The sequence below is a fragment of the Demequina gelatinilytica genome (assembly GCF_000971115.1).
Taxonomy (GTDB): Bacteria; Actinomycetota; Actinomycetes; order Actinomycetales; family Demequinaceae; genus Demequina; species Demequina gelatinilytica.
In genome coordinates this window covers 274458-294152 of record NZ_BBLV01000001.1, presented here as the reverse complement: position 1 = coordinate 294152, position 19695 = coordinate 274458, and the positions used below count along the sequence as shown (strand labels likewise).

The following is a 19695-nucleotide window of genomic DNA, read 5'->3' as shown; positions in this document are numbered from 1 at the left end:
CCCTGGGGACGCACGGCGCGGAGTCAGGGGCTGGTGACCTCGGAGGCGGTCTCGCCGGCCGGCGCGACGGGTGCCAGCACGCCGTCCTCCCCGACGATGCCGGCGTACCACTGGTAGTCCCGCTCGAAGTAGGTGCGGGGGATGGCCTGAAGGGTGTAGCCGGCCTGCTGGACGGTCGAGGACACGACGATGCCGGGGGCCTCGGTCCATTCGAACCACGAGGGATCGCGCGTGAGCACCACGGGGGAGGCCTCCCATGCCGCGGACATCTCGACCAGCTGGTCGGGTTCGAGCGCCGCGAGCGCGAGGACCGTGGGCTCGTCGCACATGACCCGCAGCGAGCCGAAGTGCGAGGACGTGCCGGCGAGGATGATCGGCCGGTCCGGAGCGACGTCGCACAGCGCGGTGATCTGGCCGTAGGCCCCGCCCATCTCGCGCACGAAGACCGGGGTCGCGGCGGAGATCGGGAGATCGTCGCCCGGGACGATCGACACCCACGTGGTGAGCGGCAGCACCACGAAGGCGCCCGCGGTGATCCGCCTGGCACGCACGCGCCACGCGCTTCTCACCCGTCCCAGCAGCCACCACGCCGCCACCGCGGCCGCGATCGCGAAGCCCGGCAGCGTCGCCGGCTCGAACCGGCGGAAGGCCCACAGCTGGTCGGGGACCACCTCGGGATTCCAGAAGTAGAGGAGCGAGGTGGGCAGCGTCGCGCCGAGCAGGAGCGCCCACGTGGGGCGCTTGCGGATCATCCACGTGGTCGCGAGGCCGAAGCCGAGGATCCCGAGCAGCACGATGGGCCAGCTGAGGTAGTAGCTCACCCACGCGACCGTGTGCTCGGCGTAGGTGCGCGTCGGGTCGACCGTCATGCCCTGCGCGCGCTGGAACGACTCGACCACGCCGTTGGTGAACTCGTCGACGGAGTTGTCGGTGCCGCGATGGGCGGTCATCCACAGCGGTCGCGAGGCGAGCATCAGGAGCAGCCCGGACACGGCCGTCCCTGCGCCGATCGCCCCGCGCCGGCCCAGCATGTCCCGCGCTCCCGTCGCCGCACCGTCGCCGCCCGCGATCCAGCTGAGCACCCAGAGCGCGAGCACGAGCGTGAGCGCGCCGTAGCCCGCCATGAGCATGACCGCCTGGTCCGCGAGCCTGTCGGCGTAGCCCTCGCTCCAGCGCCACAGCGCGGCGTAGCCGGCGTACAGCACCGCCCCCTGGACGGTGATCACCCCCAGCGCCGCGCCCACGCGCCGTGACCGCCGACCCTCCGTGAGCGCGAGGGCGAGCACGGTGGCGGCGAGCAGGCCCGCGGCGAACGCGGCCCCGTCGATGCGGATGAACGACGTCGCCCCCGCCGTGACGGCGCCGAGCGCGAGCACGCGCCCGTCGCGTTCCTCGACACCGCGCCACAGCCACAGGGCGGCGGCGAGCACGAGCACCAGCGTGAGCGGCTCGGTGTAGGCGGCGCGGGACAGCCCGATGTGCGACACGGACAGCGCGACCGCCGCGGCCGGCGCGAGGGACGCGAGCGGGCCCAGCATGCGCCGGGCGAGCACGTAGACGGCCAGCACGCCGACAGCGCCGACCACGCAGTTGGCGACCAGGACGCCGCGGTCGCCCCCGACCCAGCCGCCCACGGCGATGAGCGCCGAGAGCAGGCGTGCTCCCTGCGGCTGGACCTGGTCGTCGCGCAGGTTCCAGGCCTGCGACGCGTCGGCGAGCGCCGAGCGGTCCACGCTCGCCGCCTCGATCGCGCCCGACGCGGGGATGTCGGAGCTCGGGTGGTCGACGAGCCACAGCCCGGCGAGCGTGAGGAAGCCGGGATCGCGCACCACGATGAGGTACTCGGCGTACAGGACCGCCGCGGCGAGGGCCCATGCGCCCGAGCCGATGACAGCGATCAGCGCGCCGCGCCGCTCGGCCGCGGTGACGCGGACGGGCGTGGGGACGATGCGCCATGTGAGGACGATGCCGACGGCGGCCGTGGGCAGCACGGTCCAGGGGGTATGCATCCCGACGCTCGCCCACAGGCCGGCGGCGAGCGCGAGGACCACGAGGCCGAGCAGGATGCGCTCGGGGGCGGCGACGAGCCGCGCTGCGGCACGGTCGCGGCCGGTCGCGGGCGCCGAGGGCGGGGCGGGCAGCGTCACGGCCACCCAGCGTATCGGTGGCGAGGGCCGTGGCCTGCGGGCACCACCGCATGGGGTCGTTGCAAAGTCGGCGGTCCCGGGTACTGTGTCGACATGACGCGAATTGTTTTGGTCGAAGATGACCCGACCATTTCAGAACCCTTGACCCGTGCTTTGGGCCGGGAAGGGTACGACGTCGAATGGCACGGCACGGGCCTCGGCGGGGTCGGGGCATCCGATGACGCGGACCTGGTGATCCTTGACCTGGGCCTGCCCGACATCGACGGCGTGGACGTGGCCCGTCGCATCCGCGACAAGGGCCTCCAGGTCCCCATCCTGATGCTCACGGCGCGCGCCGACGAGGTCGACCTGGTGGTCGGCCTCGACGCAGGCGCGGACGACTACGTCACCAAGCCGTTCCGGCTCGCCGAGCTGCTCGCCCGCGTGCGCGCGCTGCTGCGGCGCCGCACGGGATCCGAGGCGGGCGGGGACATCGAGGCCGGGGGCGTCCGTATCGACGTCGCCGGCCACCGTGCGTACCTCGACGGGACCGAGCTCCAGCTCAGCGGCAAGGAGTTCGACCTGCTTCAGGTGCTCGTCTCCAACGCCGGTTCCGTGGTGTCGCGCGACTCGCTCATGCGCGAGGTCTGGTCCGCGGACCCGGGCGCGCCGTCGAAGACCCTCGACATGCACGTCTCCTGGCTGCGACGCAAGCTCGGCGACGACGCCTCGCACCCGCACTTCATCACCACGGTGCGCGGGATGGGCTTCCGCTTCGAGACCGGCGACTGAGGGGACCCGTGCGCCGCCGCGTCCTCGCCGCGACGTTCTCCGCCCTGGCGGTCGCGGTCGTCATGCTGGGCATCCCGCTCGCGGTCGCCGCGGCGCAGATCATGCGCGACGACGCCGTGCGGAGCCTCGAGCAGCGCGCCACCACGGCGGCGAAGGCGCTCGAGCTGCGCTACCAGTCCGGCGAGGCGATCTCCGAGGGCAACGTCGCGTCCTACGTCTCGAACAGCCCGGGTGCGCCCGAGTACATGCGGGTGGTCCTGCCGGACGGCACGCAGCTCGCGGCGGGCGAGGAGCCCTCGCCCGCGTACACGGCGAACTACGTGACCGACTCGGGCGTGATCGTCTACGTGTACATCTCCTGGTGGGACGTGTTCTGGCAGGCCGCCCGCATCGTGGGCCTGGTGCTCGCGAGCGGGACGGTCGCGATCGTCGCCGGCGCGGCGATGGCGATCTGGCAGGCCAACCGCCTGTCCGCGCCTCTCGTGTACCTCGCCGCGTCCGCCGAGCAGATCGGCTCCGGCCAGGTGAGGCCGCGCCTCGAGACCACGGGGATCGAGGAGATCGACCTGGTCGCGGAGGAGCTCGCGCGATCGTCGGACCGCATGGCCGCGCGGCTCGCGACGGAGCGCCAGTTCGCCGCCGATGCGTCCCACCAGCTGCGCACCCCGCTCACCGCGCTCAGCATGCGCCTCGAGGAGATCAGCGTGCTCACGGACCAGGACGAGGTCCGCGAGGAGGCGGAGCGGTCGCTCGAGCAGGTCGAGAGGCTCGTGGGCGTGGTGGACGAGCTCCTGGGGCGCTCGCGGCGCGCTCTCGGCTCGGGCACCGAGCTGGTGCAGCTCGACGAGGTCTTCGACCAGCAGCGCCAGGAATGGGTCGCGGCCTTCGAGCAGGCCGGGCGACGCCTGGTCGTCATGCCCACCGAGTCGACGGTGTTCGCGACCCCCGGCGGGCTCGCCCAGGTCCTCGCGACGCTCATCGAGAACTCGCTCAAGCACGGCGGCGGCACCACGCGCGTCGCGGCCCGCGAGTCCGGGCAGAACCACGCCGTGGTGATCGAGGTCACGGACCAGGGCGCGGGCGTGCCCGAGGAGCTGTCCTCGCGCATCTTCGAGCGCGAGGTCACATCGGGACGCGGCACGGGCCTGGGCCTCGCCCTCGCGCGCGACCTGGTCACGGCGGACGGCGGCCGCCTGGAGCTCGCGCAGCGCGTGCCCGCGACGTTCGCGGTCTTCCTCCAGGGCGTCCCGCGCATGGTGGGCATCGATCAGATCGTGCCGCACGCGCGCCAGCCCCGTCGCCGGCGGCGCTAGATCAGGTCTCGTCGGGCGCCGCGTGCGTCTCGGGCGCGGTCGACGGCGCGGGGGCGCCCGCATCGTCCGTCGGAGGGTCGAACACGAACAGCGCGTAGCCCGCATAACGGGTCATGGTCCCCAGCCCGATGCCCACGAGCGACGCGATGTTGTCCGCGAGCGCGGACGTGAAGCCCCACCAGTGGTGGCTCACCGCGAGCATGCCGGCCTCGACCAGGAGCGCGGCGCCGTTGACCAGCGTGAACAGCACGGCCTCGCGCATCGGGCGGTGGCGGCGCCGTCCCCGGTACGTCCACTCGCGATGCGCGATCCAGGCGAACGCGATCGACGTGAGCGTCGCGATGATCTTGGCGGTCACCACGCGGTCGTCGGAGCCCACCACCTCGGCGTCGGGCGCGAGCGGTCCCAGGCGCAGCAGGTTGAAGACGCCGAGGTTCACCACGACGCCCGCGAGGCCCACGACGCCGAAGCGCGTGAGCTCGCCGGCGCGGCGTCGGAGCCACGCGAGGAGAGCGGTCATGGGGGATGAGCCTAGCCCCGGTAGTTTTGTCCCATGATCCCGATCGTCGCCGTCGTCGGTGGTGGCCAGCTCGCCCGCATGATGGCGGCCCCCGCCACCGCGCTGGGGCTGACGCTGCGTGTGCTCGTCGAGTCGCACGAGGCCGCCGCCGCCCTCCCCGCCCATGAGACCGTGGTGGGCCTTCCCACCGATCCCGATGCGATCGCACGGCTGCTGGCGCACCCGCGCCCGGCTGCCCTCACGTGGGAGCACGAGCACATCCCCGCCGAGGTGTTCGACGCCGCCGAGGCGGCGGGCGTCCCCGCGCGGCCCGGCCTCCACGCGCTGCTCTACGCGCAGGACAAGATCGAGATGCGCATGCGCATGGACGCGCTCGGTCTGCCCAACCCGGCATGGGCCCACGTCGAGACCGAGGCGGACGTCGAGGACTTCCTCGCGCGTCACGGCGGCCACGGCGTGCTCAAGACCGCGCGCGGCGGCTACGACGGCAAGGGGGTGCGCGTCATCACCTCGCCTGCCCAGGCCGACGACTGGCTCCGCGCCGCGGCCGACGGAGGACCGCGCGTCCTCATCGAGGAGAAGGTGCCCTTCGAGCGCGAGCTCGCTGTGCTCATCGCGCGACGTCCCTCCGGCGAGGCTCGCGCGTGGCCCACGGTCGAGTCGATCCAGCGCGCCGGCGTGTGCTCGGAGGTCATCGCGCCGGCGCCGGAGCTGCCCGCACGGCTCGCGCAGGAGGCCGCCGAGATCGGTCGGACCGTCGCCGAGGGGCTCGACGTCACGGGCGTGCTCGCGGTGGAGATGTTCCTCGCAGGCGACCGGCTGCTGGTCAACGAGCTCGCGATGCGCCCGCACAACTCGGGCCACTGGACCATCGACGGTGCTGTCACCAGCCAGTTCGAGCAGCACCTGCGCGCCGTGATGGACCTCCCGCTGGGGTCGACCGAGCCGACCGCGCCGTGGACCGTCATGGCCAACGTGCTGGGCGGCTCGCGCACGCGCCTCACCGACGCGCTGGCCGAGGTGGACGATGCGGGCGCCAGGATCCAGCTCTACGGCAAGGGCGTGCGCGCCGGCCGCAAGGTGGGGCATGTCAACGTGTCGGCGGCCACGCGCGACGAGGCCTACGGACGGGCGGTCGCAGCGGCCGCCATCGTGAGGGATGGGGTGGACGCATGAGCATCCGTGTCGGGATCGTGATGGGGTCGGACTCCGACTGGCCGACCATGAAGGCCGCGGGGGAGGCGCTCGACGAGTTCGGGATCTCCTTCGAGAAGGACGTGGTGTCCGCGCACCGCATGCCCGAGCAGATGATCGCCTACGGCCGCGAGGCCGAGTCGCGCGGGCTGCAGGTCATCATCGCCGGCGCCGGCGGCGCGGCCCACCTGCCGGGGATGCTCGCGTCCGTCACCACCCTGCCGGTCATCGGCGTGCCCGTCCCGCTCAAGCACCTCGACGGCATGGACTCGCTGCTGAGCATCGTGCAGATGCCCGCCGGCGTGCCGGTCGCGACGGTGTCGATCGGCGGCGCGCGCAACGCGGGCCTGCTCGCGGCGCGCATCCTCGGGGCCGGGGAGGGCGAGGAGGCGGCACGGCTGCGCGAGCGCATGCGCGCCTTCCAGGAGGAGCTGCGCGAGCTCGCCTACGCGAAGGGCGAGGCGCTCCGCCAGGCCTGACGCGCGTCGTCCCCGCGGCTGGGCCACGCGCCTGCCGGTGCGTCGCAGCCTCGGTCTCCGTTCTCGGCTGCCCTCGGGGCTCCGTATGCGGCGGAGCCCCGAGGGCGCTGCGGGGTCGGGATCAGTCGATCACGCAGTCCGCGAGGATGTCGTCCTGGGTCTCGCGCAGCGGCGTGGGGCTCGTGGTGGGCTCCGCGCTGTCGCTGGGCTCGGCGCTCGGCTCCTCGGAGGCGGTCGCGTCGGGCGTCGCGGACGTCGTGGGATCGTCGGGCGTCGCGGTCTCCTCGGGCTCGAGGAGGTCCTTGACGGACTCGTCGGCCTTGAGCGCGGAGAAGACCTCCTGGGCGTCCGGCTGCGTCCACAGGACGTCGCCGCTGCCGTCGCCGGCGTACTGCCACGGCACCGTCGCCATGTAGAGGTTCGAGGTGTCGAAGTTGCGCAGGCTCCAGGCGAGGCCCACCAGGTAGTGGCCGTCGCCGAGCTCGGGGTCCATGGTGAGCGAGCGCGCGAGGGCGTTGACGAACTTGGTGCCCTTGGTGACGTCCGTGAGGACGTTCAGCCCGAGCACCTTGCGCGCCATGTTGGTGAGCAGCTCCTGCTGGCGCTCGATGCGCATGAGGTCCGTGCCGTCGCCCAGGCCGGTACCGGTGCGGGCACGCGCCCACGCGAGCGCCTCGGTGCCGTCGAGCACCTGTGCTCCCGCCTCGAGGTCGAGGTGCGCCTTGGAGGAGTAGACGTCCTGCGTGATGCACATCGGGACGCCGTCGACCGCGTCGACCATGTCGACGAAGCCGGAGAAGTCGACCACCGCGTAGTGGTCGACCATGAGGCCGGTGAGGTCGTAGATGGTGGTCATCACGCACGCCGCGGCCTCCGCGACGTTGCCCTGCGAGCCGCCGTTGGCGAAGGCGATGTTGAACTTGCCGGTCCAGCCGCGGACCGTGCTGCCGTCGAGCATCTGGCAGTCGGACACCGCGACGCGCGAGTCGCGGGGGATCGAGACGAGCTCGATGCGCGACCGGTCCGCCGAGATGTGGGCGATCATCGTCGTGTCGTTGCGCATGCCGCCGACCTCGCCCTTGCCCAGCTCCTGGTTGTCGTCGCCCAGGCGGGTGTCGGAGCCCAGCAGCAGGATGTTGATGGCCTTGCCCGCGGAGGGGTCGTCAAGACCCTCCTCGGCCTCGGCCGACGGCGTGACCTCGGGCAGCAGCGCGCTCACGTCGACCAGCGTGAAGCCGTCGGTGGCGCGGTCGAGGCTGGCCTCGTAGAACACCCACACGAAGCTCGTGGTCGCGGCGATCACGCCCAGGAGCGCGGCGAAGACGCGGTGGCTGGGCACGCGGGTCGCGTGGCGGACGCGCGCGCGGCGGCGGCGGTCCGAGACCTCGACGGTCATTCATGCTCCTGAGCTCGGCGTGCGTGCACGCGATGTCGATTCTGCTGGCGACACAACGCGCCGCGGCTCGCCGAGGTTCCGCGAGGCGACTATCGGCACTGCTCGAGCAGGTCCTCGGTCGTGTCGGCGGAAGGGGAGACGCTGGACTTCGACGAGGACGAGGGGGTTGCGGAAGAGGTGGACTCCTCCTTCTTTCCGTCATCCCAGGCGGAGCTCGCGTCACCCTCAGCGGTCACGGAGATCGGTTGGTCGTTGCGCATATCGTCCCACACCTGTGCGGCCTCCGGGAGGAGCTCCACGTTGAGGCGGTCCTCCGTGTACTGCCACGGAGGGGTGACGAACACGATGTCGTCGAGGCTCAGGTCCCGGAGGCTGTACACCAGACCCACCAGATACGAGGTCGAGGCCATCGACTCGTCCATCGTCATCGACTCGGCGGCCGCCCGCAGGAAGCGCGTGACGTCGTCGGTGTCGGTGAGGAGGTTCTTGGACAGCACGGTCGCGGCGATCTGCTCGAGCAGCTGCTGCTGCCGGGTGATGCGCTGGAGGTCGGAGCCGGAGACGCCTCCCTCCTCGGCCGTGCGCAGGCGCGCGTACGCGAGGGCAGTCTCTCCGTCGAGGACCTGGGGGCCGGCCTCGAGCTCGAGGTGGGCCTTCTCCGACACGATCGGCTCGGTGATGCACATCGGCACGCCGCCCAAGGCGTCGACCATGGTGATGAAGCCCTCGAAGTCCACCACCACGTAATGGTCCATGTAGATGCCGGTGAGCTGCTCGACCGTCTTGATGGTGCACGCCGCCGCCTCGGCGGGATCGCCGCGCAGGCCGCCGTTGGAGAACGCGATGTTGAAGTCGCCCGACGTCGCGGCGATGGTCGAGCCGTCCTTGTAGGTGCACTCGGGGATCTCGACCTGGAGGTCGCGGGGGATCGAGACCGCCTCGACGCGCGAGCGGTCCGCAGCGATGTGCACGATCATCGTGGTGTCGTTGCGCATCCCGGACACTTCTCCGCCGCCCACCTCGGCGTTGTCGCCGGTGCGGGTGTCCGAACCCATCACGAGGATGTTGAGCGCATCGCCCTCGTCCTGGTCGGTGGGGCGGTCGGGACGCTCCCCGACGAGCGAGTCCACGTTCTCCGAGTTCGCCGCGAGCGTCGAGTCGAGCTGGTCGACCACCGTGCTGCCGTACACGAGCACGTAGCCGAGGAGCGCGACGAGCACGAGCAGCGCGTACCGGCCGATGCGGCGCGCGACGCTTGCGCGCGCATGTCGAGGCTGCGCCGCCTCGGGCTCGCTCATGGGCCTCCCTCGCTCCTGCTCCTGCCGCATTGTAGGCATGCGCGATCCGGCGGGTGATGGCGGCTCCGCGTGCCGCTGCCGAGGCCCGGGAGGGGCCAGGAACCGCCGCGCCCGGGTGCGTGTGCGCCGATGTCCACGAATAGTTGGTGTGAAATAGATCATCCGACTTGACTGGGGATGATTACACGGCTGTAATTTCCTGAGACGGGTGGAGGGCCCGTCGCGATCGGGAGGTGGGACCGTGTGGGATATCTACGGCGGCTCCGTGCCCTCCGACGCGGGAAAGCCGGCATCGACGCTGGCGTCCGTGGTCGACATCTTCGGCGAGACCGAGGATGACGGCCCTCTGGCATGGCAGGAGCGCGCGCTGTGCGCCCAGACCGACCCCGAGGCGTTCTTCCCCGAGAAGGGTGGCTCCACGCGTGAGGCGAAGAAGGTGTGCGCGTCCTGCGACGTGCGCTCCGAGTGCCTCGACTACGCGTTGGCCAACGATGAGCGGTTCGGGATCTGGGGTGGGCTCTCGGAGCGTGAGCGCCGCAAGCTCAAGCGGCGCGCGGTCTAGCCGGAGTTCCCGCGTGGGAGTGCGATGAGCCCTGCGCGCCTGCTGGTGCGCGCGATCGTCGTCTCCGACGGTCGTTCGGCGCATCTGCCCGAGGTCCTCGCCGCCGTCGCGGCGCAGACCTTGCGACCCGACATCCTCCACGTGGTGCTCCGCGAAGGCGTCGAGCGCCCCGAGGTCCCCGAGGGCCTCACGGTCGACTGGGTGGATTCCGGGCGCAGCTACTCGCGCAGCGTCTCGCGCGTGCTCGCCGCGCATCCCGCGCATCCGCATGAGTACCTCTGGCTCCTCCACGACGACACGGCCGCCCTTCCCGACGCGCTCGGCCAGCTGGTCGCCACGGCGAAGAAGCGCACCGCCGCGGCGGTGGTCGCCCCCGCCCATGTGCGGTGGGACGATGCCTCGCGCCTGGTGAACCTGGGCGTCACCACCACGCGGGTCGGAGCCAGACGGGTCGACCTGGTCGAGCAGGACGACATCAACCAGGGCCAGTACGACGAGCGCGACGACGTGCTCGCGGCGTCCCTCGCGGCCGCGCTCGTGCGCCGTGACGTGTGGGAGTCCTTCGGCGGCCTGGAGCAGGCGTACCGCGGCTACGGCGACAGCCTCCACTTCTGCCGCCGCGCGTGGCGCGCTGGCCACGACGTGGTGATCGTGCCGGGCGCCAAGGTGCGCCACGCCCAGGACGGGCTCATGGGAGTGCGTTCGGGCTCCGCGCGCGGCGAGGACTCGACGTACGGCCTGCGCCGCACGGGCGAGTGGGTGCACTCCCTCGCGTGGTCGCCCGCGCTCGCGGTGCCGCTCCTGGTGCTGTGGTCGTTCCTGTCCGCGGCGACCCGCGCCGTCCTGCGCATCGCGCAGAACGAGTCGCGCATGGTCGGCGCCGATCTCGCGGTGCCGTGGCGCCTGCTCGCACGCGTGCCCCAGGTGCCCGCGATGCGCCTGCGCATCAGGCGCGGCTCCACGCGTCCCGCCGGCGCCGTCGCCCCCTTCCTGGTGGGCACCAGGGCCGTGGTCTCCCACATCCGCTCCCGCGAGCTGCACGCGTACGACAGGTGGCGCGCACAGTCCGCTCCGTCGGACATGGTGCGCCAGGAGCTCGAGCGCGCGGCCGCGCGCAGGCGTACCGGGCTCGGGATCGTCACGGTGCTGGCCGTCGCTGCCGCGGTGGCGCTCCACGGCACGTGGATCACGGCGCTCAGCTCGGGACGCATGCTCGCGGGCGAGGCGCTCGGCGTCACGGACACGTCGGTGGCCGCCCTGTGGGAGCGGACGTGGTCGGGTTGGAGCGCGGACGGGTTCGGCGCGGCCGCGCTCGACGGCTCCTTCAGCGCGCTGCTGCTGCCGCTCGCGGCCCTCCCGGGTGGCCTGCGGGTGTGGCTCGGCCTCCTGCTCGCGCTCGGTGTCGCCCTCGCGGCCGTCTCCGCGTGGTTCGCGCTCGGCGCGGCGACGCGGTCGGTGTGGGCCCGCGGGCTCGGTGCGCTCGCCTACGGGTTGTGGCCCCTCCACCTCCAGGCCGTCGCGGACGGGCGCGTGGGCGCCGTCATCGCGCATGTGATGCTGCCGTGGTTCGCGATGGGTGTCGCACGTGCAGCGGGATGGCATCGCGGCGAGGCCGTGGGCGGGGGCGAGGAGTTCCCCGCGAAGCGCACGCCGTCGCCCAGCGCCGCGATGGGCGCGGCCTTCTCGCTGGCGGTCGTGGTGGTCGCCGCGCCCGTGCTGCTTGTGCCGCTCGTGCTCGCGGTGATCATCGCGGGCGCGTTGGCGGGCCGCGCGCGCTGGCGCGTCTGGTCCGCCGCCGTCCCCGCGCTCATCGTCTCCGGGCCGGCGCTCGTCGCCGCGTGGTCCGCGGGGCCGTTCACGCGCGAATCCTGGGCGATCCTGGCGCGCGAGAACGGGCCGGCGCTCGCGAGCGCGACCGTCGAGCCGTGGCGGCTGGTGCTGGGCCTCACGGCGCACTCGCACGGGGCCCCGGGTCTGCCTGGCATCCCGGGCACCGTCGTGGTCGGGGCGGTCGGGATCGGCGTGGTGCTCGCCGCCGCGATCGCCGTCGCGTCCGGACGTGCGCCGTGGGCGGTCGCGAGCGGGCTCGCCATCGCGGGCCTCGGCGTCGTGACCGCCGTCGCGGCGCAGGCCACCGTGGTGGTGCACGATGCGGGGGCCGGGGAGGCCCCCGCCAACGGCTTCGCCGGTCCTGGCTCGACGCTGATCGCCGCGGGACTCATCGGCGCCGCGGCCGCGGCATCGTCGCGGCTGTGGATCGCGGGGGAGGGGCGCGGTCGCGCCGCGGTGCGGACCGCAGCGTCCGTCGCCGTGGTCGCGATGGCCGGCGTCCTGGTCGCGAGCGTGGTCGTCGAGGCGTGGCCGGGACGCGCCGAGCGTGGCGACGTCCATGCGGTGTCGACCGCGGTGCTCCCGCTGGTGGCGGCGCTCGAGCAGGATCTCGGCACGCGTCAGCGCGTGCTGGTGCTCGACGACACGGAGACCGGGGTCGACTACTCGGTGCTCGAGTCGGACGGCACCACCACGGTGACCGGCCGTGCGCAGACGGACCCCGAGGGCGCGCCGCTGGTGCGTCCCGGGACCACGCCCGCGACGCCCGCGATGCTGGCGGACACCGTCGCGGCGCTCGCCGGGGCCGGCGCGGACGCGACACCCGTGCTCGCGGACTGGGGCATCGGCGTGATCGTGGCGGCGCCAGGATCGCCGATGATCGCCAGCTCGCTCAGCCAGATCCCGGAGCTCAGCCTCATCGGCGCGAGCGACGTCGGGACGTCCTACCGCGTCTCCCGGGTCGGCTCCGACGCCCCGGTCGCGCGTGCGTGGATCGAGTCCGCCGACGCGGTGGTCGTGGGCACCTCGGACTCATGGTCGGGCGTCATCGACGCGCGCCCGCTCGAGGGCGGGACCCTGGTGATCGCGGCCGCGATGGATGACGGCTGGGAAGCCTTCGCCGACGGCGTCGCGCTCGAGGCCGTCGAGGACGAGCGCGGCCGTGCGGCGTTCACGGTGCCGGACGGCGCCGGCGACGTCACCTTCCGCTACGAGGACACGGACTACCGCTGGTGGTGGTGGGCCTCGGTGGTCGCGACCGCGTGGGCGCTCGTGGGCATGGTCCCGCTGCATGATCGACGATTCCAGGCGGTGCGACGATGATCCGGCGTCTGGTGGTGCTGCTCGCGGCCGGTGCCGCGATCGTGGCGGTCGTGGCGACCGGCCGCATCGTCGTCGACGAGCCGGGTGAGCGCGCGACCACCGTCGCCGAGGTGGTCCCGGCGGTGCAGCCGCTCGCATGCCCCGGCCCGGTCGAGATCCCGGTGGGCGACATCGACTCCGGCGACCCCGACCTGGGCTCGGGCTCGGGCGAGCGCACCTACGACGTCGAGGGCGACGGCACCGACCCCGTCGGGGTCGGCTTCCTGGCGGACGGCGATGCCGCGGCCTCCCTCGAGCGCATCGGCACGGGCGACGTCGCGGGCATCGCCGCCGCCGCATGCGTCGCGCCGGTGCGCGACCAGTGGCTGGTGGGCGGATCGACCGCGCTCGGCGCGAGCGCGCGCCTGGTGCTCACCAACCCCTCCGACGCATCCACCGAGGCCACCGTGACGCTGTACGGCGGGCTCGGCGAGATCGAGGAGCACGCCGTCGTCTCGATCGCCCCGGGCGCGCAGCAGGACCTGCTCCTCGAGGGCATCGCGGCGGAGGTGCCCGCGCTCGCGGTCCACGTGGTCGCGACCGGCGCCGGGATCGTCGCGCATCTTCAGGACTCGCGGCTCGACGGCTTCCAGGCCGCGGGCACCGACTGGGTGACGCGCGGCGCGCAGCCCGGCACGTCGCTCGTGGTGCCGGGTGTGGGGGTGGCAGGCGAGGCGACGGCGACGCTGCGGCTGCTCGCACCCGAGGGCGCGGACGCGAGCCTCACGCTCGTGGGCGAGGACGGCGCCATCGAGTGGGGAGGGGTGTCGGCCCTCGAGCTCGAGCCCGGCGTGGTCACCGAGGTCGAGGTGCCCGCGGCCGCCTCGGGTGCGATCGAGATCGTGGCCGATGCGCCGGTCGTCGCGGGCGCGCTGCTCACCGTGCCGCGCGACGTGGTGGACGGCCCGGACGATGCGCTCGCGGCAGACCTCGCGTGGACCCCCGCACAGCCCGCGGATGACGGCGCGGCCCGCTCGGTCATGATCACCGAGCACATCACCGCGCTCGCGGTGCATGCCTCCGCGACCGGGGAGGTCGCCTTCACCGATGCGGCGGGGACCGTGGTGGCATCGGCCTCGATGACCGCGGGCACCAGCCGCGTCCTCGACGTCGACGTGCCTGCCGGGACGGTCGTGACGGGTCCTGCCGGTGCGGCATGGGTCGCGACCGCGACCGATGAGCCGGGGTTCATCGGCACCGTGGTGCCGCGCCGGACGGATGTCGAGTCGACCCCGGTGACGGTGAGCCAGCGGGGGTACGTGCGCGACGGCTCCTGAGCCTGCTCGACGCGTGCGAGCGGGCTACGCGCCGTAGTCGGGGTCGACGTCCTCGGGCGGACGCCCCACCACGTGCGCGACGTGCTCCGTGACCACGTCCCGCACGAGCGCAGGCAGATCGCCCGGGTCGGCGCGCTGCTCGAGCGGGCGCCGGTAGATCACCACGCGCGTGGGCTGGCCCAGGTCCGCGGGGAACAGGCGTCCGAGCGGCACGCCGTCCTCCCACGGTGTCGGGTCCGACGGCGGCACATCCTCGGTGCCGAACTCGATGCGTCCCCACTGGTCGCCCCAACGGGGCTCGAGCCGGTCCACGGCATCGGCCACGAGCTCGTCGAAGCGCTCGGCGCGCGTGCGATGCCCGGGTGCGCCGAAGGGGAGGAGCGGCCTGCGCAGGCCGCGGCCGTGACGATCGCGCCGGGACATACGGTGAGGCTACCGCGCGTCCCGCGCCCGGCATCGTCCCGCCTCGCCCGCGTGCCGGGGCCCCGGCGTGGCAGCGACGCACGCGAGCGGCGCGGGGGTACCGTCCAAGACGTGATCGCCACCCGTCAGTGCTCGCGTTCGTCGTGCGCCCGCCCCGCCGCGGCCACCCTGACCTACGTCTACGCGGACTCGACCGTGGTGGTCGGCCAGCTGTCCGCGGCCGCGGAGCCTCACAGCTACGACCTCTGCGCGCATCACGCGGACCGCTTCACCGCGCCCCGCGGCTGGGACGTGGTGCACATCCAGAGCGAGTTCGTGGAGCCGGAGCCGTCGACGGACGACCTCGAGGCGCTCGCTCGCGCCGTGCGCGAGGCGGGGCGGCCGCGACCGGCTCCCGCCTTCACGCCCCCCGCACCGGTGGCCTCCGAGCCGCGTCGCGGACACCTGCGCGTCATCACCAATGACGCATAAAGGGATAAACAAGCCTTCGCTAAGGACAGGGCTCGCGACGTCCCGCTAACCTGACCCCGTGACGACCGCACCTGACCTGTCCCAGCTCATCAAGTCGTACGACGTCCGAGGCATCGTGGGGGAGACCCTCACGCTCGAGATCGCCACCGCCATCGGCGCCGCGTTCGCGGACGCGATCGTGCTGCCCGACGGCGAGACCACCGTGGCGATCGGTCACGACATGCGCGACAGCGGGCCCGGGCTCGCGGACGCCGTCGCCGCGGGCCTGACCGCGCGGGGCGTCGACGTGGTGCGCATCGGCCTGTGCTCGACCGACGGGCTCTACCACGCGTCCGGCGCGCTCGACATCCCGGGCGTCATGATCACCGCGAGCCACAACCCGGCCGCCTACAACGGCATGAAGCTGTGCCGCAGCCGCGCCCGCGCCGTGGGCGAGAACTCGGGTCTCGCGGACGTGCGCGCCCTCGCGTCGCAGTACCTGGTCGAGCCGCCCGCGGCCGCGGAGACGCCCGGCACGGAGACGATGCGCGACATGGTGGGCGAGTACGGCGCCTTCGTGCGCTCCCTGGTGCCGCTCGACGGCATCCGCCCGCTCAAGGTCGTGGTCGACGCCGCGAACGCGATGGCCGGCTACACGGTGCCGGCGGTGCTCGGCACGGCCAAGGGGCTGCCCGAGCTCCCGCTCGAGATCATCCCGCTCTACTTCGAGCTCGACGGCACGTTCCCGAACCACGAGGCCAACCCGCTCGACTCGTCGACGCTCGTGGACCTCCAGGCGGCGGTCAAGGAGCACGGCGCGGACATCGGGCTCGCGTTCGACGGCGACGCGGACCGCTGCTTCGTCATCGACGAGCGCGGCGAGGTGGTCACCCCCTCCGCGATCACGTGCCTGGTGGGCCTGCGCGAGACCGCGCGCGAGCTCGCGGCCGACCCGGACGCGCAGCCGACCGTGATCCACAACCTCATCTCCTCCCGTGCCGTCCGCGAGCAGCTCGCCGCGGCGGGTGCGACCCCGGTGCGCTCGCGCGTGGGGCACAGCTTCATCAAGGCGGAGATGGCGCGCCTCAACGCGGTCTTCGGCGGCGAGCACTCGGGCCACTTCTACTTCCGCGACTTCTTCTACGCGGACTCCGGGATGATCGCGGCGATGCACGTGCTTGCAGCGCTCGGCTCGCAGGACGGCCCGCTGTCCGCGATGATCGCGCAGCACGAGCCGTACATCGCGTCGGGCGAGATCAACTCGACGGTCGACTCGGTGCCGGACGCGCTCGCGCGCGTCAAGGCGGCGTTCGTCACCGAGGACGTCTACTCGGACGAGTTCGACGGCCTCACGGTCGAGCACTGGCCCGCCCCGGGCGAGGGCGAGCGCTGGTGGTTCAACGTGCGCCCCTCCAACACGGAGCCGCTGCTGCGCCTCAACTCGGAGGCCGACGGCGCCGCGCTCATGGAGCGCAAGCGCGACGAGGTCCTCGCCGTCATCAGGGAGGCCTGAGTGTCCACCGAGGGCGGCAACAAGGCCGTCATCGCGGCGCTGAGCGCCAACCTGGGCATCGGCGTCACCAAGTTCGCCGCGTGGGGCCTCACGGGCGCATCGTCCATGCTCGCGGAGGCCATCCACTCGGTGGCGGACTCCGGCAACCAGCTGCTGCTGCTCCTGGGCGCGCGCAAGGCGCGCCAGGAGGCGACGCCCGACCACCCGTTCGGCTACGCGCGCTACCGGTACTTCTACGCCTTCATCGTCGCCGTGGTGCTGTTCACGCTCGGCGGGTGCTTCGCGCTGTACGAGGCGTGGCACAAGTGGCAGCATCCCGAGGCGATCGAGTCGTGGCAGTGGGTGCCCGTGGTGGTGCTGCTGGTCGCGATGGCGCTCGAGGGCATGTCCTTCCGCACCGCGATCATCGAGTCCAACAAGATCCGCGGCAACGTCGGCTGGGGGCGCTTCATCCGCCGCTCACGCTCGCCCGAGCTTCCCGTGGTCCTGCTCGCTCTACGTACCAACACAGCATGTGGTTGACAGTCTTTCCTGTAGTAATAACTCGCTGTGTGTAACCCGCAGGTGTTGGTTACACATTCACTTGCGCCCCCGTGACGCCAAGTCATCCGCCACCCGCATCGAGGGTCTGACCTCGCGCACAGCCTCACGCGTGGGCCACGCCGGGTCAGCCGAATGCGCTAGCTCCAGTAGTTGCTGGGCGGGTTGGTTGCGGGATCGACGACCCTGAACCGTTCTCCGGTGCCGATCCCAACGATCGTTGCGATCCGTTGTGACGGCGCGCTCTCAAGGCGCTCGATCAACCCGCGCACGCCTGCAGTGATGGCCCCCGCTGCGAGGGCGAGGCCGTCCAGGCCGTCCTTCGGCATCTTGTAGGTCACGTGATGGAGGCGACTCGCCTTGATGGCTTGGCATTCCTTGGGGTCCATGTACTGGCTTGAGTCGTTCGTTATGAAGGTCTCGTATCGGTGGCTCGCGTCATTCAGGAGAGCTACATCGGGCTTCCCCGACCATCCGATCTCTGCGACGTGATCGACTCTGTGCTCGGGCAGCAGCTTTTTCACCATCGCCACGAGTGGTCGCGGAACGTTCTCGTCGAGCAGGATGTTCATGCGACGGCCGCGTTGAGTTCGATCAGCTTCGCGAACTGGTTTGCACCCGCGATCCCTCGCGGCGTTGCGGACGGGTACATCTCGATGATGTCCTCGTCGCGCACGCCGTCCCTCGACAGTGACGAGATCGTGTTGAACGGCAGTCGCGTGCCCGCTAAGACCGGGAATCCAGCGCGCGTATCGATGTCAATCGATAGCCCTGGCGCAGGTTCGCTGAGGTCTGGAACTACGCGCCCACTGTCAGTCTCGAACTCTCCGAAGATGGCCTGCATCACGACCCGGATGCCCTGTTGCCCGGGACGTTCGACAACATCGACGTACTCGCCGTCGTCCGACATCCAAACGATTGTGCGACCACCCGGAGCGACCTTCAGCAGGTGACTGCTCAGATGCGTATCGGGGTGCGTCTCCTTGAGGTACTGCACTGCCTTCCGGATGCGCTGGAGGCTCGTCTGCTGGCGCAGGAGGACGTAGCCGCGGAGAGCAACCACGTCCTCGAAGGAGTAGAGGTGCCTACGACTGTCGCGATGGGCAGGTTCAAGCAACGGCCCCTGGGAGCCCAGGTCCGACCTCCACCGCGCGAGCTGACCAAGGGTCGCTCCCGTCAGCACACTGGCCATCTTCGTGTCGTACACGTGCGCTCACCGCCCCCAGCCGTCCAAGCAACTATTCGGCATCCTCGCCGCACCGCTCAAGCGAAGACTATCGATGACCTGTGCCCAAGCAAGGTCGCCGCGCAGCCGGCGTGCGCTCTTCTGGGGGCTGGCGCACGCTGGTCGAAGGCGACCCGGCGAACGCAGACGGAGGGTCTCGTTGTCGTTCGCCGTCGGCCTAGACGCGTTCGGTCACCTAGCCGGACATGATTGCCAGCGTTGACGGCACGGGCCGTGCGGCGTGCGGTCCGGTGACGGGTCACATTCACGTTGCCCTGGGGCATCGGCGGTCGCGGCCAGCTCCGCAGCCGGACGGCTCGAGGCCCTGACCTCGCGCACGGCTTCACGTGTCGGTCATGCCGGGTCCGGGGCTCGCCGCACATCCGGTTCGATGAAGATGAGTTTCACGGCAGGGACCGCTGCCCTGATTCGCGCCTCTGCGTCGTCGGTGCGCGCCACGATCGTCGCGAGAGATTCGTCGGGAGCTGCTGCGACCTTGGCCGTGACGAGGATGTCCTCAGGGCCGATGTGCACGGTGCGCAGGTGGATGACGTCGGTGTATCCCGCGTCGGCGAGGGCCACCTTGATCTTGTCGATGTCTTCGGGCACGGCCGACTCGCCGAGCAGCATCTCGCGGGTCTCACTCCCGAGGACAACTGCAATGGTGACGAGTAGTAGGCCGATCGCCGCGGACCCGACCGCGTCCCAGCGGCCGTCCTCCGTGATCAGGGTCATCGAGACGCCGAACAGCGCGAAGATGAGTCCGATCAATGCGCCTGCATCTTCCATGAGCACTACTGGAAGTTCAGGTGCGCGATGCCGGCGGACGAACTTGGTCCATGGCAAGTTGCCGCGCACCTTGTTCGACTCGTGGATGGCAGTGCGGAATGACAGCCCCTCGAGCACGATCGCGACCAGCAGCACCACGACAGGGACCCAGTGCCAGGATTCGATGGGCTCAGGGTGCTGCCACTTGTGCCATGCCTCGTACAGGGCGAACAGGCCACCGACCGTGAACAGGACCACAGCAACGAGGAAGGCGTAGTAGTACCGGTAGCGAGCGAAGCCAAACGGGTGCTCCTCGGTCGCCTCGCGCTTGGAAGCCTTGCCGCCGACAAGCAGGAGCACCTGGTTTCCGGAGTCCGCCACCGAGTGGATCGCTTCTGCGAGCATCGAGGAGGAGCCGGTCAGCGCCCATGCGCCGAACTTCGTCACGGCGATGCCGAGGTTCGCCGAGAGCGCCGCTACGACCGCCTTCGTTCCGCCTTCAGTGGACATGTCAGGGACTCCTTCGGTGCTTGCGGGTTCTGAGCGCGAGCGTACTGGTCCAGCAACCTCGCGGATACGCCCAGACGCCGGGAATTGCCGGAGGTCAGGTGCCCCGCTACGGACTCT

At 71.8% G+C, this 19695-nt stretch carries 17 protein-coding genes and 1 pseudogene; 10 read left to right on the top strand and 8 right to left on the bottom strand.

Translation table 11 applies throughout. The features are described from left to right. Positions 1-23: 23 nt before the first annotated feature. Positions 24-2147 (bottom strand): glycosyltransferase family 39 protein, encoded by a 2124-nt coding sequence (locus AOM00_RS01340; protein ID WP_156158967.1) that lies wholly within the window; start codon positions 2145-2147, stop codon positions 24-26. Between the two features lie 93 nt (positions 2148-2240). On the opposite strand from AOM00_RS01340, the gene AOM00_RS01335 reads away from it, so the two are divergent. After that, on the top strand, positions 2241-2918 hold the full coding sequence (locus AOM00_RS01335; protein WP_062302819.1) for a response regulator transcription factor: 678 nt from the start codon (positions 2241-2243) through the stop codon (positions 2916-2918). 8 nt (positions 2919-2926) lie between these two features. Continuing rightward, positions 2927-4231: a HAMP domain-containing sensor histidine kinase gene (locus tag AOM00_RS01330; RefSeq protein ID WP_062516065.1), complete on the top strand. Its 1305-nt coding sequence runs from the start codon at positions 2927-2929 to the stop codon at positions 4229-4231. A gap of 1 nt (position 4232) precedes the next feature. Here AOM00_RS01330 and AOM00_RS01325 read toward each other — a convergent pair whose 3' ends face one another. Beyond that, the gene (locus tag AOM00_RS01325; protein WP_062516064.1) at positions 4233-4751 is read right to left on the bottom strand and encodes a GtrA family protein; all 519 of its coding nucleotides are present in this window, start codon (positions 4749-4751) and stop codon (positions 4233-4235) included. A 33-nt stretch (positions 4752-4784) separates the two neighbouring features. Between AOM00_RS01325 and AOM00_RS01320 the strand changes: the two genes are divergently transcribed. Further along, entirely contained in the window at positions 4785-5927 is a 1143-nt protein-coding gene (locus tag AOM00_RS01320) for a 5-(carboxyamino)imidazole ribonucleotide synthase (protein WP_062516063.1), read from the top strand. Then, on the top strand, positions 5924-6424 hold the full coding sequence (gene purE / locus AOM00_RS01315) for a 5-(carboxyamino)imidazole ribonucleotide mutase (protein WP_062516062.1): 501 nt from the start codon (positions 5924-5926) through the stop codon (positions 6422-6424). Before AOM00_RS01320 ends, purE begins: the two co-directional genes overlap by 4 nt. Before the next feature lie 121 nt (positions 6425-6545). On the opposite strand, the gene AOM00_RS01310 is transcribed toward purE, so the two are convergent. Further along, positions 6546-7820: an LCP family protein gene (locus tag AOM00_RS01310; protein ID WP_062516061.1), complete on the bottom strand. Its 1275-nt coding sequence runs from the start codon at positions 7818-7820 to the stop codon at positions 6546-6548. Positions 7821-7909: 89 nt separating this feature from the next. Next, positions 7910-9118 carry an LCP family protein gene (locus tag AOM00_RS01305; RefSeq protein WP_062516060.1) on the bottom strand — a complete coding sequence of 403 codons (1209 nt, stop codon included), beginning with the start codon at positions 9116-9118 and terminating at the stop codon, positions 7910-7912. A gap of 298 nt (positions 9119-9416) precedes the next feature. Between AOM00_RS01305 and AOM00_RS01300 the strand changes: the two genes are divergently transcribed. From AOM00_RS01300 to AOM00_RS01290, 3 genes are read left to right on the top strand one after another with little or no spacing between them, the layout of a single operon-like run. Beyond that, complete coding sequence (locus AOM00_RS01300; protein WP_439644714.1) at positions 9417-9680, top strand: WhiB family transcriptional regulator; 264 nt, start codon at positions 9417-9419, stop codon at positions 9678-9680. Between the two features lie 24 nt (positions 9681-9704). After that, positions 9705-12833: a glycosyltransferase gene (locus AOM00_RS01295; protein WP_062516059.1), complete on the top strand. Its 3129-nt coding sequence runs from the start codon at positions 9705-9707 to the stop codon at positions 12831-12833. Continuing rightward, on the top strand, positions 12830-14149 hold the full coding sequence (locus AOM00_RS01290) for a DUF5719 family protein (RefSeq protein ID WP_062516058.1): 1320 nt from the start codon (positions 12830-12832) through the stop codon (positions 14147-14149). The genes AOM00_RS01295 and AOM00_RS01290 overlap by 4 nt, the downstream gene beginning before the upstream one ends. Before the next feature lie 24 nt (positions 14150-14173). Here the strand turns inward: AOM00_RS01290 and AOM00_RS01285 are convergent, their stop codons facing one another. Then, the gene (locus AOM00_RS01285; RefSeq protein ID WP_062516057.1) at positions 14174-14572 is read right to left on the bottom strand and encodes a metallopeptidase family protein; all 399 of its coding nucleotides are present in this window, start codon (positions 14570-14572) and stop codon (positions 14174-14176) included. Positions 14573-14683: 111 nt separating this feature from the next. On the opposite strand from AOM00_RS01285, the gene AOM00_RS01280 reads away from it, so the two are divergent. The 3 genes and pseudogenes from AOM00_RS01280 to AOM00_RS01270 all read left to right on the top strand — a co-directional run. After that, entirely contained in the window at positions 14684-15043 is a 360-nt protein-coding gene (locus tag AOM00_RS01280) for a DUF3499 domain-containing protein (protein ID WP_062516056.1), read from the top strand. 58 nt (positions 15044-15101) lie between these two features. Beyond that, the gene (locus AOM00_RS01275) at positions 15102-16535 is read left to right on the top strand and encodes a phosphomannomutase/phosphoglucomutase (RefSeq protein ID WP_062516055.1); all 1434 of its coding nucleotides are present in this window, start codon (positions 15102-15104) and stop codon (positions 16533-16535) included. Beyond that, a pseudogene (locus tag AOM00_RS01270) lies at positions 16536-17027 on the top strand (cation diffusion facilitator family transporter); the annotation flags it as partial. It lies immediately after the preceding gene. Between the two features lie 188 nt (positions 17028-17215). Here the strand turns inward: AOM00_RS01270 and AOM00_RS01265 are convergent. The 3 genes from AOM00_RS01265 to AOM00_RS01255 all read right to left on the bottom strand — a co-directional run bounded on the left by AOM00_RS01265 (position 17216) and on the right by AOM00_RS01255 (position 19578). After that, a complete protein-coding gene (locus tag AOM00_RS01265) occupies positions 17216-17647 on the bottom strand; it encodes a DUF5615 family PIN-like protein (RefSeq protein WP_062516054.1) in 432 nt (143 codons plus the stop codon). Continuing rightward, entirely contained in the window at positions 17644-18282 is a 639-nt protein-coding gene (locus tag AOM00_RS01260) for a DUF433 domain-containing protein (protein WP_062516053.1), read from the bottom strand. Before AOM00_RS01260 ends, AOM00_RS01265 begins: the two co-directional genes overlap by 4 nt. A 372-nt stretch (positions 18283-18654) precedes the next feature. Next, positions 18655-19578, bottom strand: a complete 924-nt coding sequence (locus AOM00_RS01255; protein ID WP_062516052.1) for a cation diffusion facilitator family transporter — start codon at positions 19576-19578, stop codon at positions 18655-18657. Between the last annotated feature and the right edge of the window lie 117 nt (positions 19579-19695).